Source organism: Paraburkholderia sp. BGA-UO-ETr-F12 (genome assembly GCF_059567945.1).
Genome location: NZ_JCAQOZ010000012.1, coordinates 114262 through 129227, shown reverse-complemented (window position 1 = coordinate 129227; position 14966 = coordinate 114262). Strand labels below are relative to the sequence as shown.

Genomic DNA, 14966 nt, shown 5'->3' with positions numbered 1-14966 from the left:
TGTAGAAGCAGGTTTCCATCAGAAGGCAATGCCGAGGGTCAGGTACGGCCGCACGCTCCGGTTGCGGATCCCATAGGCGACGTCGACATTGACCGGGCCCACCGGGCTGCGCCAGCGCGCGCCGACGCCGACGCCGGGATAAAAGACTTTCTCGCCCCACGTATCGGTGGCGGTGCCGACGTCGAAAAAGACGGCCGCACCCCAGTCGTGAGTGAACCAGTGCTGATACTCGGTCGACGCCGTCACGAGATACTTGGTGGGCAGCACGGAACCGTCGACGCTGTTACCGATGCTCTGATAGCTGTAGCCACGGATCGAATTCGAGCCGCCCGCGCGGAACAGCAGCGAAGCCGGAATCCCGCTCGAACTGCCGCTCGTGAACACGCCGCCGAGTTCGGCCCGAAACAGCACGAGGTCGTCCCGGCCGATCGGCAGGTATTGCTGGCCGCGGGCATAGCCACGCGCGAAGGTCTGGTCGGTCAGCACGCCTTTGACCGCAAACCCCGCTTCGACGTGAATCAGATTGCCCGAACGCGGGAACAACGGATCGTCCGTATTGCGGCGGGTCCACGACCATGACGGCACCAGCGCGCGGCTGGTCGTCGGTGCAGTGGCGTTCTGATCGAGCCGATCCTGGTAGTAGAGGATCGCGTAGTTGTAGTCGATGAATTGCGACGTACGGGCGCGCTGCACGCCGCCGCGGATACTGTAGATGCGGGTGTCGGACACGTCGGTCGTGGTGTAGGAAGCCAGCACGCTATTGGTCCAGGCGCGCGGCCCAGGCGGCATCGCGAGCTGAATTTGCCCGTACTGCTGGATCTGGTCGATGCGGCCGTCGACCGTGAACGGCCACGCTTTGCCGAATGTGTCGAGATAGGAATACGAACCCTGAACCAGCGGGCCGTTATCGGTCGAATAACCGACCCCGCCGCGGATACTGTTGTACGGATATTCCGAGACTTTCACGTGCACAGGCGTATCGACCGGCTTGGCCGGATCGCTATCCACGTCGATCGCAACGCTCGCGTAGTACGGCGTGTTTTGCAGCTGCCGCTGCAACTCGGCGACACGCTGCACGTCGTAGATATCGCCGGCCGAAATCGGGTTCACATTGTCGACGATCTGTTCCGGATAGCGCCGCGCGCCGGATACGTCGAGCTTGCCCATTGTGAAGGTCGGGCCGCTGTCGAACGTCACCGACAATTTCGCTTCGTGCGTGCGTGGGTCGATCCGCGCTTCGGAGTGGTAAATCTTCGCACCCAGATAGCGGCGCGCCTGTAAGGCCTTGAGGGAGGCGTTTTTTGCGTCGTCCCAGTCGCTTTGCGAAAACGGATCGCCTTCGTGCAGCGAAAACGCGAAGCGCGCGGCGTTTGCCTGCGCCGGGTCTTCGGTCAGCACCGGCCCGCGAAACGACAGTGCAATCGACGTAATGAGGGTTTGCGGGCCGGGATCGACACTCACGGTCACGCGCTTCTGATTGTCGACGGTTCGCACGTCGGTGCGGACGACCGGCGTGAAATAACCCTGCGTGGCGGCCAGATCGCGCACCTGCTGGGGCGTGGCGGTAATCAAAAATTCGAACTGGTCGTCGCTGATGTCGGGACGTTTGGCGAAGCGCGCCACGTCCAGGTGCGCTTCGAGCAGCTTGCGCAACGAGCGCGGCGTGGCTTCGATATCGACCTTGTAGCTGGCGGCCGGGCGCCGCGCCGCATGCGCGTTGAGCGCGACCAGCATGAGGACGACGATGCCGAACGCCAGCCACGCGCGCAGCCCGCGCCGATTGGGCACCAGATGCCCTGGCTCGCCGCCGGTTTTGCCGCGCCGCAGACGCGGCTCTTCGATCGCACACCCCGCCAAACGGGACCTCCGGCCGTGGTTGATGAATTCTGTCGCTTGGGCGCGCCGCGGCGGCCGAAGCTCGCTATTTGACCACATCGGCGCAGCCACGCCATCTCTAAAAGGCCGTTTGCGCCATGTGGTGCGGCGCGCCTTTCGCGCCGATACACCGTGCTCGACGCGACATCGGTTGCCGATGCGCACCCGCACGCGCAGGCCGGATTTCCGCGCCACCCAGGCCGCCATGCGCCCGCCTTTGACGCGTCGCAGCAGCATGGGTTCCGGGCGATTTTGCAGGGCGGCCGCCGCCTTCGCCACCGTTTTTCGACCGCGCGCGGCGCATGCGGTAAAATTATGGAATAGCAGCGATGCCGTGCGGATTTCCGCCTGTTCCCGCCTGGCAGCCGCCATTTCCCCAATCACGGACGTCTAGCCATGTATCAATCGGACATCACCCAGTTCCTGAACCAGCTCAAGCAACAAAAACCGAATCTGGAAGCTGAGCAGCGCCGTGGCCGGTCGCTGCTGTGGGACAAACAGCCGATCGACCTCGATGAACGCGCCGCCCAGAACGCCTCGCGCGTAGAGCAGACGCCTTACTCGTACTATCAAAACTTCTAAGCGCGTGAGTCACGCCGACGAGGCAAAGGGCGTCGATCCGGCGCCCGACGCCGCGCTTGCCGCGCCCGCTACCGATTCGACGCCGGACACGGTCGACGGCATAGCTTTTGCACGCCTGTACGGCGAGCCGCTCTTCAAGCTGCCGACGGATCTGTACATTCCGCCGGATGCGCTCGAGGTGTTCCTCGAAACGTTCGAAGGCCCGCTGGATCTGTTGCTGTACCTGATCCGCAAGCAGAACTTCAACGTGCTCGACATCCCGATGGCGGACGTCACGGTCCAATACCTCGGCTACGTCGATCAGTTGCGCCAGACCAATCTCGAACTCGCCTCCGAGTATCTGCTGATGGCCGCAATGCTGATCGAGATCAAGTCACGCATGCTGTTGCCGGTGAAAAAGGCCGATAGCGGCGACGAAGCCGAGGATCCGCGTGCAGAACTGGTGCGCCGCCTGCTCGAATACGAGCAGATGAAGCTCGCCGCCCAGCGCATCGACCAGTTGCCTCAGCTTGGCCGCGACTTTCTGCGCGCCGAGGTGTACATCGAACAAAGCATCACGCCGCGCTTCCCGGACGTGGATAGCGAAGACCTGCGCGCCGCGTGGGCCGACGTGATCAAGCGCGCCAAGCTCGTTCAGCATCACAAGATTTCGCGCGAGGAATTGTCGGTGCGCGAGCATATGAGCACGATCCTGCGGCGCCTGCAGAACGCGCGCTTCATGGAATTCTCCGATCTGTTCGACACGAGTAAAGGGGTGCCGGTGGTCGTGGTGAATTTCATCGCCATGCTCGAATTGTGCCGCGAGTCGCTCATCGAGATTACTCAGGCCGAGCCGTTCGCACCGATCTATGTGCGCCTCGCCTATCTGCCGGCCTGAAGCCGCGCAATGGGGTTTGCGCGGGGGCTTGCGTGCGCCGTTTCCGCCACGAACGCCTCGTTTCGGTGCGTCTCCTGAACAAATCCACTACAATCCGGCGCTCCGAACCTGTCATTACCAGTGAGGCCGCGGGTCACGCAAAACCTGAGTTTTTGCGCCACCCAAGTCTTGCGCCGCGCGAGGAAATCCCAGTCCGATCATGAAAGTCATCAGCTCGATCCATGAATTGCGCGACCAGTTGCGCGGCCAGAATCGCACCGCCTTTGTGCCGACCATGGGCAATCTGCACGAAGGCCACCTGTCGCTGATGCGCCTTGCGCGCCAGCACGGCGATCCGGTGGTGGCGAGCATTTTCGTCAACCGCCTGCAATTCGGCCCGAACGAAGATTTCGACAAATACCCGCGCACGCTCGAAGCCGACATCGACAAGCTGCAGAAAGAAGGCGTCTACGTGCTGTTCGCGCCGACCGAGCGGGATCTATACCCGGAGCCGCAGGAGTACCGCGTGCATCCGCCGCACGATCTGGGTGACATTCTTGAAGGCGAATTCCGGCCTGGTTTCTTCCAGGGCGTGTGCACCGTGGTCATGAAACTGATGTCGTGCGTGCAGCCGCGCGTCGCGGTGTTCGGCAAGAAGGATTACCAGCAGTTGATGATCGTGCGCCGCATGTGCCATCAGTTCGCGCTGCCGACCGACATCATCGCTGCGGAAACCGTGCGCGACACCGACGGCCTCGCGCTCAGCTCACGCAACCGCTATCTGCAGGCCGCCGAGCGCGCCGAGGCCCCCATGCTGGCCACCGAGCTCAATCGCGTGCGCGACGCGGTGCTCGCTGGCGATCGCGACTTCGCAAAACTCGAAAAAGCGGCGATGGCGGAACTGGCTGCGCGCGGCTGGCAACCCGACTACATCGCGGTGCGCAAGCGCTCGAATCTGCTGCCGCCGGGCGCAGAAGACGCGAACGCGGAGCTGGTCGTGCTGGCTGCCGCCAAGCTGGGCGCCACCCGCCTTATCGATAACCTCGAAATCTGAAGCAGTCTTAGTCTGCGCAAACGCGCCTAAGAAGCCACAAGGGATTGGTCATGCAACGCAACATGCTGAAGTCGAAAATCCACCGCGTCGCGGTCACGCACTGCGAACTGCACTACGAGGGTTCGTGCGCGATCGACGAGGACTTGCTGGAAGCCGCGAACATCGTCGAAAACGAGCGGATCGACATCTGGAACATCAACAACGGCGAGCGGTTCTCGACGTACGCGATCAAGGGCGAACGGGGCAGCGGCATGATTTCGCTGAACGGTTCGGCCGCGCGGCGCGCGCAGCTAGGCGATCTGGTGATCATCGCCGCGTTCGCGGTGGTCGACGAAGCGGAACTGAAGGCAGGCTGGAAACCGGATCTGGTATTCGTCGACGACAACAACAAGATCAAAGGCAGCCGGGATCACGTGCCGACCCAGAACTGGACCTGAGCCGAACCTGAACTGAACCCGAGCCGGCTTTGCGCCGCGCGGTTTCATCTGGCGGACGGCCACGCCGCCTGCCGATTCATCTCAAGCCTGTTTATTGGCGCCGTTGGTCCATTGGATGATCGGCTGCCACTGCTCCAGATCCTTGTCCACACGGCTTTTCGCGACGTCCCACAAGGTCAGGCCGTGCGCCGCCAGCTGCACGTAATTCTGGGTGTCGCGCAGATAGCCCAGCACCGGCAGCTTCAATCCCTCGACAAAGCGATGCAACTGCTCCGCTGAGCGCGTGCGCGAGTCGACGCGCATGCCCACCACGCCGATCTCGATCGCCCCTTTCCTGACCGCCTTCTCCTTTGCCAGCCGCTCGAGAAAGTCTTGTGTGGCGAGAATGTCGAACATTGACGGCTGCAGCGGCACGATCACCTTGTCGGCCAGATCCAGCGCGATACTCAGGCGATTGCCGTGCAGCCCGGCCGGCGTGTCGATAACTGCATGTTCGAGACCTCTGGGCGGTTTGGCGGGGTTTTCAGGGTCGACCTCCCAGGTCTCGATGGGCGGCAGTGCGGGAGGCCGCAGCGCCAACCACGCGTGCGCGGACTGCTGTTTATCCAGGTCCGCCAGCGCGACCCATTCCCCTTGCGCCGCGAAATAGCCCGCCAGATTGGTGGACAGCGTGCTTTTGCCCACGCCGCCCTTCGGATTCGCCACCACGATCACCGTCATGAATTCTCCCGGAAAGATGGCTGGGCGCCGCCAGCCGGTTTGCCGCAGTTTGCTCTGACTTGGGGGCCGGTGTGTTCTGAGCGATGCCGATTTCAGGTCCACCTGCCGATCTAGCCGTTGATAATATCGACAAATGCAGCGGGGCCGAAGCCCCCAAACGGCTATTGACCTTCCTACGTCACTGTTTTTTCTATCGAGGACCCCAGATCTCATGAGCAAACTCCGTCCGGAATACACCGTCGAGCGCCTGCACGAACGTCAGAAAGGCAAGCTTCCCGGCTTGCTGGGTGTGCAGGTTCAGGCGCTGGAGCAAGGCAGTCTGACTGCGGAACTGACCGTGCGCGACGAGTTGCTGGCGCCGAACGGCTTTTTGCACGCCGCCACCGTGATCGGCCTCGCCGATACGGCGTGCGGCTATGCCTGTCTCGCCCATCTGCCCGAGACGGCGCGTAATTTCACGACCGTCGAGCTGAAAAGCAATTTTCTTGGCACGGCAACACAAGGCACGATCCGCGCGGTCGCCAAAGCCGTGCATCTGGGCCGCAGCACACAGGTGTGGGACGCCACCGTCACCGATCCGAACGGCAAGGCGATCGCGCTGTTTCGCTGCACGCAGATCGTGTTGTACTGACTGACGCCGGCTGACGCCGACTAACGCGGAGCGCACGGCGCAGGGCCGGAAATGCCCGAAGTGCCCGGCGTCCGCGCGATAAAAAAGCACGCAGCCTCACGGCGCGTGCTTTTTGTTGTCCGGTGGGGCGGAATACCAGCCTTACGCCGCCCACCGGCGGCACCGTGCGAAAGATTCAGGCGGCCACTGCGCGCGGCGCCTTCGCGCCGCTCAACGCGAGCGCACCGGCGCCGAGCAGCGACTGCACCACCAGGGTCACCGCCCAGAAAGCCGGATATTCCCAGCCACCGTGCGGCGATGCGAATCCCCAGCCGTTATGCAAGTGCTGCGACATCGCGCCGAGCATGAACGGCAACAGCACGAGCGCGACCCAGCGGACCTGCACGCCGAGTAGCAGCGCGATACCGCCAATCAGTTCGACGAACGCCGTCACATAACCGAGCCAGCCCGGCAAGCCGAGCGAAACAAAAAACTGCGCCGTTCCCGGCAACGTAAAGACAAAAATCTTCTGCAAGCTATGCGCGAGATACAGGACGCCCAAGGCCAGACGAAGGAGCAAAGCGGCCAGATCGGCGGAACGGTTAGAGTTCATGACGAGTCCTTTACGAGAGACGGCCCGCAGCGGGCGTCGACGTCAAGACTGTATTCGAACCAAATGGAGCGAAAAACCGTCTTTCAGGCTTTGATTATTTCCCAACGAGATTTAATCATCGCATCCACCTGCTCTTCGTCACCCAATCGCGGCAAAAAGCTTCGACAGATCGAGATGCTCGGCCAGCGTGTCGGCGAGGCGGTCCAGAGAAGCCTCGCGCAACGCCGGGTAGTCGATTTTCCCGGCGTCGCTCAAGCCCGCCCACGCGAGCAGTGCGGCGCATGCGGCCGGCGTGTCGAACAGGCCGTGCACATAGGTAGCGAGGATTTGACCATCTGCCGAAATCGCGCCGTCGGGATGAGCGTGTTGCGCGGCACCCAATTGCAGCGCGGGAGAACTCAGCGCCGGGCCTTGCGTCTCGCCCATGTGGATCTCGTAACCGGCGACCTTGGGTGAACCGGGCAAGGCGAGACGTCCTGTCACGTTCTTAAGCGTTTTCTCGCGCGTCAGCACAGTCGAGTAATCGAGCCAGCCGAGCCCCGCGCTCGTCCCGGGCGCGCCCTCCACGCCATGCGGATCGGCCACCTCGCGGCCCAGCATCTGCATACCGCCGCAAATTCCAATGACGTGGCCGCCGTAGCGCAAATGCCGTTGCAGCACCGCGTCCCAGCCTTGCGCGCGCAGAAACGCCAGATCGCCCGGCACATTCTTCGAGCCCGGCAAGATGATCAGATCGGCTGGCGGAGGCGGCGTGCCGCTTCGCACATAGTGGAAATCGACCTGCGGATGTGCGCGCAGTGCATCGAAATCGGTGTGATTGCTGATGTGCGGCAGCACCGGCACAACCACCCGCAACGTCCGGCCCGCATCGCTGTTTTGCGCGGCGCGCAACTCGGGTGGCAGCATGTCTTCGGCATCGAGCGTCAGACCGTGCAGGTAAGGCACCACGCCGAGCACCGGCTTGCCGGTTTTCGCCTCGAGCCAGTCGAGCCCGGGTTTGAGCAAACCGATGTCGCCGCGAAAGCGGTTGATGATGAAGCCGCGCACACGCGCCTGCTCGCTTTCCGACAGGCACGCGAGCGTACCGGTCAGATGCGCGAATACGCCGCCCCGGTCGATGTCGGCCACCAGTACGACCGGGCAGTCGACCGCTTCGGCAAAACCCATATTGGCGATATCGCGATCGCGCAGATTGATCTCGGCGGGACTGCCCGCGCCTTCGACAAAGATCGTGTCGTACGCCGCTTGCAGACGCGCATACGACTCCAGCACCGCCTCGAAGGCGACCGGCTTGTAGTCGTGATAGGCGCGCGCATCGAGATTCATGCGCGCCTTGCCGTGGATGATCACCTGCGCACCGCGGTCGCTCGTGGGCTTGAGCAGCACGGGGTTCAGATCGGTGTGCGCGGCAATGCCCGCGGCCACCGCCTGCAAGGCCTGCGCACGGCCGATCTCGCCGCCGTCGACCGTCACCGCGCTGTTGAGCGCCATGTTCTGCGGCTTGAAGGGCGCGACCCGCACGCCGGCGCGGCGTGCCAGCCGGCACAAGCCCGCGACGAGCGTGCTCTTGCCCGCATCGGACGTGGTGCCCTGAATCATCAGCGTGCCGCGCGGCACGGGTACGGGGTCATGCGGGATCATGCGGGTCGAATTGGCGGTCACGGAAGCTGAGGTCCAGCGATGAATAGCAAAGAGTGCGGGCAACGAACGCGGCATTATCCCATCGTGCCGGCGCGCACTGCACGCCGGTACAATCACGCGATGATTTCCCGCGACCTCACCTTCGTTCTCGGCGGCGCCCGTTCGGGCAAGAGCATGCACGCCGAACAACTGGCGACCGACAGCGCCCTGCCCGTCACGTACATCGCCACCGCGCGCCTGATTGACGACGCCGAATTCAGCGCGCGCATCGCGCATCATCGCGAGCGGCGTCCGGCGCATTGGGCTTTGCACGAAGCGGACATCGATCTCGCCGGCGTCGTGTCACAAATCGACGCACCCGGCCACTGTATTCTGATCGACTGCCTGACGCTGTGGCTCGCCAACCTGCTGTGCCCGGCCGACGGCAACGGCTTGCCGGTCGATCAATACCAAACGCACTTTGCTGCACTGGAAGCGGCGCTCATCAGCGCCAAAGGGAAGATCATCGTGGTCAGCAATGAAATCGGGCTGGGCGTGGTGCCGCTCGGCGCGGCAACGCGCCTCTATGTCGACGAACTCGGACGGCTCAATCAGCGCATCGCCGCGTTGAGCACCCATGTCACGATGATGGTCGCGGGCTTGCCGCTCACCTTGAAAACCGCGAGCAGCGCGTGATGCTGTCGCTTCCTTTGCTCGTTACGCTGGCCACGGCGGGCGTCGCCGTCGACCGTTGGCTCGGCGAGCCGCGCACCGCGCATCCGCTGGTCGGCTTCGGCAAATGGGCGATGCGCCTCGAAAAGCGCTACAACACCGGCCGGCGCTTGCGGCTCAAGGGCTTGCTCGCGTGGTCGCTGGCGGTCATGCCGCCGGTGCTGATCGCCTGGATGCTGGTCTCCGTGCTGCCGTTTTTTGCGGCTTGCGCGGTCCATGTAGTGTTGTTGTGGTTCGCGCTCGGCGCACGCAGTCTGCACGATCACATCGCGCCGATCGCCCAGGCCCTGACGCAACGCGATCTGGCGCAGGCGCGGTTGCTGACCGCGCGCATCGTCTCGCGCGACACGACTCATGCCGACGAAGCGGCGCTCGCACGCGCCGCCGTGGAGTCGACCCTTGAGAACGGCAACGACGCGATCTTCGGCGCGCTGTTCTGGTTCGCAATCGCAGGCGGCCCGGGCGCTTTGGGGTTTCGTCTCGCCAATACGCTCGACGCCATGTGGGGCTACCGCACGTCGCGCTATTTGCGCTTCGGCTGGGCCGCGGCGCGCATCGACGACGTGCTGAACTGGATTCCCGCGCGCCTCACCGCGGCGAGCTACGCGTTACTCGGCGACACACGCACCGCGTTGCATTGCTGGCGCGAGCAGGCGCCGCGCTGGGACAGTCCGAACGCCGGGCCGGTCATGGCGTCCGGCGCGGGCAGCCTGAACGTGCTGATCGGCGGACCCGCGGTCTATCACGGCGCACTTGAACACAGGCCGACGCTGGGTTTCGGCCTCCCCGCCAAGGCCAGCCATGTCACCGCCGCGTTGATGCTGGTTGAACGCACGGTCATTCTCTGGCTGGCGGTGCTGATCGTGCTGGCTTTGCTGAGTGTGCCCTTTCATGCCTGACCGAATGGCTGCTCATAAAGTCGATATCGGCACCCCGCTCGATAAAGTGATCCACGGCGGCAATCTGCACGAGGCGGCACAGCGTTACGGCATTCCTTACGCGCAATGGCTCGACCTGTCGACGGGTATCAATCCGCACGGCTATCCGGTGCCGCCGGTTCCCGCCGACGCCTGGCGGCGCCTGCCCGACGAAGGCGACGGCTTCGCCGCGTGTGCCGCGCGTTACTACGGCGCGCCCGATGCCGCGCATGTGCTGCCCGTGGCAGGAAGCCAGGCGGCGATTCGCGCGCTGCCCTCGTTACTGCCCCGTGCGCGGGTTGGCGTTGCGCCGCTCACGTACAGCGAATATGCACCCGCCTTCGAGCGAGCCGGACACCAGGTTGTGCCACTGGACGCATCCTGGGACACCTTGCCCGAGTCGCTCATCCATGTGGTGGTCGTGAACCCAAACAATCCGACGGCTGACCATCTGAGCACCGGCAAGCTGCTGCAATGGCATGCACAACTGCGCGCGCGCGGCGGCACGTTGCTAGTCGACGAGGCCTTCGCCGATACGATGCCTTCGGCGTCGCTCGCAGCGAACACCCATCGTGACGGGTTGATCGTATTACGTTCGCCGGGAAAGTTCTTCGGGCTCGCTGGTGTGCGCGCGGGTTTCGTCCTCGGCGCACCTGCTTTGCTCGACGCATTGCGCCACAGGCTCGGCGCGTGGACCGTTAGCGGCCCGGCTCGGCATGCCGTCAAAGCCGCGTTTGAAGACCCGCTGTGGCAGCAACAGATGCGCACGCGGCTCGATGCCGAAAGTGCCCGTCTGGTGAGTCTGTTGCATGCGCAGGGTTTCGCTACACGGAGCACGCCCCTTTTCGCGTGGACCGACGACGCGCGCGCCGCGGCACTGCATGAAGCATTAGCGCAACGTGGCGTGTGGACACGCCTTTTCACGGCATCGGGCAGCGTGCGCTTCGGGCTGCCCGCGAGCGAAGCCGAATGGACGCGTTTCGAAGAAAGTCTGCGCGAGGCGATCCGATGATTCGACGCCTGCGTTTCGCCATCGCCACGGCGCTTGTCGCGATCGCCCTGCACGCGCACGCCGCCATCACCGTTACCGACGACACCGGCGCAACGGTCACCCTGTCCGCGCCCGCGCAGCGCGTCATCAGTCTCGCGCCGCATGTCACCGAGTTATTGTATGCGGCCGGCGGTGGTCCAAAACTGGTCGGCGCCGTGTCCTATAGCGACTATCCGCCTGAGGCGAAGCAGTTGCCGCGCGTCGGCGACAACAAGGCGCTCGACCTTGAACGGATCATCGCGTTGAAGCCCGATCTGATTGTCGTCTGGCGGCATGGCAACGCGCAGCGCCAGCTCGATCGCCTGCGTGAAATGCATGTGCCGCTGTTCTTCAGCGAGCCGCATCATCTCGACGACGTTGCCTTATCGCTGATCAAGCTCGGGCAATTGCTCGGCACGTCGCCGGCCGCTGATGCAGCCGCAGCGGCATACCGTCAGGACATCGCGCGCTTGCGCACGCAATATGCCGGCCGCCCGCGCGTCAGCGTGTTCTACCAGGTGTGGGATCAACCGTTGATGACGCTCAACGGCGAACACATGATCAGCGACGTGATTGCGTTATGCGGCGGCAACAATGTGTTTGCGAAACTCGAGCCGCTAGTGCCGACCGTTTCGACTGAAGCGGTGCTCGCGGCGAATCCGGAAGCGATCGTCACTGCCGCGCCCGGCGCGACCAGGCCGGATACCCCGTTGCCGCAACTCGACACATGGCGTGCGTGGCCGGGTCTGAAGGCGGTGGCAAACAACAATCTGTTCGCGATCGACGGCGATCTGATTAATCGGCCGGCGCCGCGTATCGCGCAAGGGGCCAAGCAGATGTGCGAAGACCTCGACCTGGCGCGCTCGCGGAGGAAAAGCGGCGCGCAGTGAGGTCGCGGAGAAAGCCGTGTTGCAAGCTATACCCGCTTAGTGCGAGACCGCGTCAGTCCGCTTGAACGGCCAGCGTTCGAATTCGGAAAGCCGCAATCGATAACGCGCGACATTGCCAAGATAGAGTTGATCGAGATCGGACTGGATCGCATCGACGAACAGAGAGATATCCGCTGCGTCCATCCGGCCCTGTGCGAGCGCTTCGATCTCGCCACGCGTGCCGGCAAGGCCACCGCGAATCACCTCCTGCACGACCTCGATCAACGCATTGCGATACTTGAGACGGAACGCGTCCGGCTCACCGATCGATTGCCGAATCGCGAGATAACGCTGGCAGGAACGCTCATACGCCCAGATAAAAACATCGCGCAACAGCTCGACACGATTGCCTTCGTACACGCCGAGCGTGCCGTCCACGTAGGCCTTTTCGGGAACGTCGATGAACGACAGCGGACACAGATTCTTCCGGACGAGCGGAATATTCGCGGTCAGACGCGAGACCCGCTTGTTGACATCTTCGAACGGCTGCAGATACGGCAGGTGCACCATGCCGAAGAAAGCCTGCTCGAAGGGGTCTTCGATCTGGGCGGCCTTGTTTAACACTGCCTCGAAACACTCCGCGATCTGCTGGGGCACCGCGAGCGGAAAAAATACCGTGCCGCTGATCTCCACTTCGCGCGCACGCAAACGGCCGCTCGCGAACGGATCGGACATCAGGTTGTCCGAGAGAATCGCATGAAGGTTCAGTACGGTGAACCGATTGAAGCCCACTTCGTCCGCGCTCTCGACGATCATTTCGATCGCGGCCTTGTGATTCAGGATCATCTGCGTTTCCTGAGCGCCCTTGCCTTCCGCGATGTGCCCTTGCTCGATTAGCCGTACGGTATCGAGCCTCGTGTAGGTATTGCCCTCCAGCCGCGACGAAGCCCATGACAAATCGATCAGAAGCCGGCTCATGATGTCGCGCGCGTACGTACCGGCCGGACGCACGTCCGAAGAGGTGCGTCCCCACTCGTGCAGGCGTGCGCGCTGCGCTTGCGACAAATACCCGTCCTGGTTTGGACGATAGCGTTCAAGAAACGCGCGGTTGTAGCCAACCGGCCGTCGTTCGTGCAGCGGCCTGTTCACTTCTGCGCGCACCTCGAGACCCGCGCTCGACACGGGTATGTAAGCCTCGCCGGCAGTGCTGGCGCCGCTGAGAACCGGCGCCGGGAACACTGCCGCCCCGGAAGCGGCGACCTGCTTATAGGCTACGGCCCGGCCGGCGCCTTCCGAGAAGATCCGGCCAGCTTCGAGCAACGCGTCGAGACGACGTTGCAGCGTGCGGCGCGGCATGGGATGACGGCGCACGGCCAGCGCGGTGGCAAGCGCACGAATACTCTGGCCCTCAGCGCTTGCAGCGACGAGTTGCTCGATCAGATCCAGTTCCTGCTTGATGCCATTGCTGTTCATGCGCGCCACCCTTGTGCCTATATGGCGCGATAAATCGTAATCGCGCCACTTTTACTTCAATCATGGCACAAATCGAGTCTATCGCGCCACTTTTACTTCGATAAGTGGCGCGATTTAAGCCTTTCGCGACAAATTTTCCGCAAAAGTGGCACGATTAAAGGGGAGGCTGTCGCAATTCAACAGAAAGAGCAGACGCATGCCTCTCAAGCATTCCACCGCACCAGCGACCATTGCTGCGAGCCTTCGTCCTTGCGCAGCCAGACGATCCCCGTCATCTCCAGCGACCAGCGCAGACAGCGCTCCAGCGGCACATCCAGCGCCAGCGAAGCGATCGCCCGCATGACGCCGGCATGCGTGACCACGTACGCCGGCGACAGTTCGCGGGTCTGCGCGAACGCGTCGAACCACGCCCGCACTCGCGCGACGAATTGCGCGACGCTCTCGCCGCCATGCGCACGCGCGTGTTCGAAATTGGCAGCCCAGTCGTCGAGCAACGCACGATCGATCGCGTCCCAGCGCTGCTGCTCCCAATCGCCGAAGTTCATTTCCTGCAGACGATCATCATGGCTGAGCGCACAACCGAAATCGTTCGCCATGGCGGCGGCGAGCGCCGAGCAGCGCATCAGCGGACTCGATATGAACACCCGTGGCGCCGGCACTTGCAGCGTGGCAAGTTTCAACGCAAGCGCGGTTGACGAAACTTCCACATCTTCGGCAAGCGCGATGTCGCTTTGGCCGTAGCAAACACCCGCGTCGAGCGCGACGGCGGGATGACGGATCAGGACGACATCCATGCAAGCCCCAGCAGATAGATGCTCAGCTCAAGAACCTGTTGTGCGAAGCCCAGACAGTCGCCGGTATAGCCGCCGATCCGCGTGACGAAATAGCGCCCCATCGCAAAGCGCAGCCCCGCGAGCACGACGATTGCCGCGCCGGCAAAACGCCAATCCGGCAGACCGGGGCCGCTCGGCCAGAGCAACAACGGCAAACCGAATATCGCTGCGCAGAGCAACGCAGACCCGCTTAAACGTTGTGCGACCGGTTTGGCTTTACCTTCGGCGCGCACGTAGTCGAGCGTGGCCAGATAGCTGATGGCAAACACACGGCTCGCCGCATGCGCGGCGATCATCAGACTCGCGGCGCGTACCGGCGGCAGTGCGGTGAGCGTTTGCCATTTCAGTGCCAGCGCGATCACGAGCGCGATGGCGCCGAACGCACCGATGCGCGAGTCATGCATGATGCGCAACACGTCCTCGCGCGTGTAAGCGCCCCCGAACGCATCGACACAATCGGCGAGTCCGTCCTCATGAAACGCGCCGGTCACGACGAGCGACGCGGCCATCGACAGCAGCACCGCCACGCCTGCGGGAAAGACCTGCAAGGCCGCGAGATAAACCAGCGCGCTCAATCCGCCGATCAACAAACCGACCAGTGGAAAATAACGCGCCGCCGCATTCAGATAATGTGGCTCATAGCCAACCCAACGCGGCACCGGCACGCGCGTGAAATAGCCGAGCGCCGTGAAGAAATAGCGCAGCTCCGCAAGCGGGTTCATGAGCGAACCGGACGCGCGCTTCT

Annotated in this window: 16 protein-coding genes; 9 read left to right on the top strand and 7 right to left on the bottom strand. The window is 63.4% G+C overall.

Annotated features, from left to right (window positions below; translation table 11 throughout):
- Positions 1–18 precede the first annotated feature (18 nt).
- On the bottom strand, positions 19–1857 hold the full coding sequence (locus tag AC57B6_RS04190) for an autotransporter assembly complex protein TamA (protein ID WP_030103776.1): 1839 nt from the start codon (positions 1855–1857) through the stop codon (positions 19–21).
- Between the two features lie 414 nt (positions 1858–2271).
- On the opposite strand from AC57B6_RS04190, the gene AC57B6_RS04185 reads away from it, so the two are divergent.
- From AC57B6_RS04185 to panD, 4 genes are all read left to right on the top strand, one after another.
- A complete protein-coding gene (locus AC57B6_RS04185; RefSeq protein WP_028200492.1) occupies positions 2272–2457 on the top strand; it encodes a DUF3460 family protein in 186 nt (61 codons plus the stop codon).
- Between the two features lie 4 nt (positions 2458–2461).
- Positions 2462–3334, top strand: a complete 873-nt coding sequence (locus AC57B6_RS04180; protein WP_028200491.1) for a segregation and condensation protein A — start codon at positions 2462–2464, stop codon at positions 3332–3334.
- Between the two features lie 199 nt (positions 3335–3533).
- Positions 3534–4367 (top strand): pantoate--beta-alanine ligase, encoded by an 834-nt coding sequence (panC, locus tag AC57B6_RS04175; RefSeq protein ID WP_028200490.1) that lies wholly within the window; start codon positions 3534–3536, stop codon positions 4365–4367.
- Between the two features lie 50 nt (positions 4368–4417).
- A complete protein-coding gene (gene panD / locus AC57B6_RS04170) occupies positions 4418–4804 on the top strand; it encodes an aspartate 1-decarboxylase (RefSeq protein ID WP_012432059.1) in 387 nt (128 codons plus the stop codon).
- Positions 4805–4885: 81 nt separating this feature from the next.
- On the opposite strand, the gene AC57B6_RS04165 is transcribed toward panD, so the two are convergent.
- Positions 4886–5524 carry a ParA family protein gene (locus AC57B6_RS04165; RefSeq protein ID WP_028200489.1) on the bottom strand — a complete coding sequence of 213 codons (639 nt, stop codon included), beginning with the start codon at positions 5522–5524 and terminating at the stop codon, positions 4886–4888.
- A 211-nt stretch (positions 5525–5735) separates the two neighbouring features.
- Between AC57B6_RS04165 and AC57B6_RS04160 the strand changes: the two genes are divergently transcribed.
- Positions 5736–6155, top strand: a complete 420-nt coding sequence (locus tag AC57B6_RS04160; protein WP_028200488.1) for a PaaI family thioesterase — start codon at positions 5736–5738, stop codon at positions 6153–6155.
- 175 nt (positions 6156–6330) lie between these two features.
- Here the strand turns inward: AC57B6_RS04160 and AC57B6_RS04155 are convergent, their stop codons facing one another.
- Both AC57B6_RS04155 and AC57B6_RS04150 read right to left on the bottom strand, forming a co-directional pair.
- Positions 6331–6747, bottom strand: a complete 417-nt coding sequence (locus tag AC57B6_RS04155) for a DoxX family protein (protein ID WP_028200487.1) — start codon at positions 6745–6747, stop codon at positions 6331–6333.
- Between the two features lie 138 nt (positions 6748–6885).
- Complete coding sequence (locus AC57B6_RS04150) at positions 6886–8505, bottom strand: cobyric acid synthase (protein WP_454813476.1); 1620 nt, start codon at positions 8503–8505, stop codon at positions 6886–6888.
- Between the two features lie 3 nt (positions 8506–8508).
- Here AC57B6_RS04150 and cobU point away from each other — a divergent pair, with 3 nt between their 5' ends.
- The 4 genes from cobU to AC57B6_RS04130 are packed head-to-tail and all read left to right on the top strand — an operon-like array spanning position 8509 to position 11936.
- Positions 8509–9063: a bifunctional adenosylcobinamide kinase/adenosylcobinamide-phosphate guanylyltransferase gene (gene cobU, locus AC57B6_RS04145; RefSeq protein ID WP_496420749.1), complete on the top strand. Its 555-nt coding sequence runs from the start codon at positions 8509–8511 to the stop codon at positions 9061–9063.
- Positions 9063–9998: an adenosylcobinamide-phosphate synthase CbiB gene (gene cbiB, locus AC57B6_RS04140; protein ID WP_496420748.1), complete on the top strand. Its 936-nt coding sequence runs from the start codon at positions 9063–9065 to the stop codon at positions 9996–9998. The genes cobU and cbiB overlap by 1 nt, the downstream gene beginning before the upstream one ends.
- 4 nt (positions 9999–10002) lie before the next feature.
- Positions 10003–11028: a threonine-phosphate decarboxylase CobD gene (gene cobD / locus AC57B6_RS04135; protein WP_496420747.1), complete on the top strand. Its 1026-nt coding sequence runs from the start codon at positions 10003–10005 to the stop codon at positions 11026–11028.
- Positions 11025–11936, top strand: coding sequence for a cobalamin-binding protein (locus AC57B6_RS04130; protein ID WP_028200482.1), 912 nt, complete (start codon positions 11025–11027; stop codon positions 11934–11936). The genes cobD and AC57B6_RS04130 overlap by 4 nt, the downstream gene beginning before the upstream one ends.
- A 36-nt stretch (positions 11937–11972) precedes the next feature.
- On the opposite strand, the gene AC57B6_RS04125 is transcribed toward AC57B6_RS04130, so the two are convergent.
- The 3 genes from AC57B6_RS04125 to AC57B6_RS04115 all read right to left on the bottom strand — a co-directional run bounded on the left by AC57B6_RS04125 (position 11973) and on the right by AC57B6_RS04115 (position 14943).
- The gene (locus tag AC57B6_RS04125) at positions 11973–13388 is read right to left on the bottom strand and encodes a Fic family protein (protein WP_496420746.1); all 1416 of its coding nucleotides are present in this window, start codon (positions 13386–13388) and stop codon (positions 11973–11975) included.
- 203 nt (positions 13389–13591) lie between these two features.
- The gene (cobC, locus tag AC57B6_RS04120) at positions 13592–14182 is read right to left on the bottom strand and encodes an alpha-ribazole phosphatase (protein WP_496420745.1); all 591 of its coding nucleotides are present in this window, start codon (positions 14180–14182) and stop codon (positions 13592–13594) included.
- Positions 14167–14943 (bottom strand): adenosylcobinamide-GDP ribazoletransferase, encoded by a 777-nt coding sequence (locus AC57B6_RS04115; RefSeq protein WP_496420744.1) that lies wholly within the window; start codon positions 14941–14943, stop codon positions 14167–14169. The genes cobC and AC57B6_RS04115 overlap by 16 nt, the downstream gene beginning before the upstream one ends.
- Positions 14944–14966 lie beyond the last annotated feature (23 nt).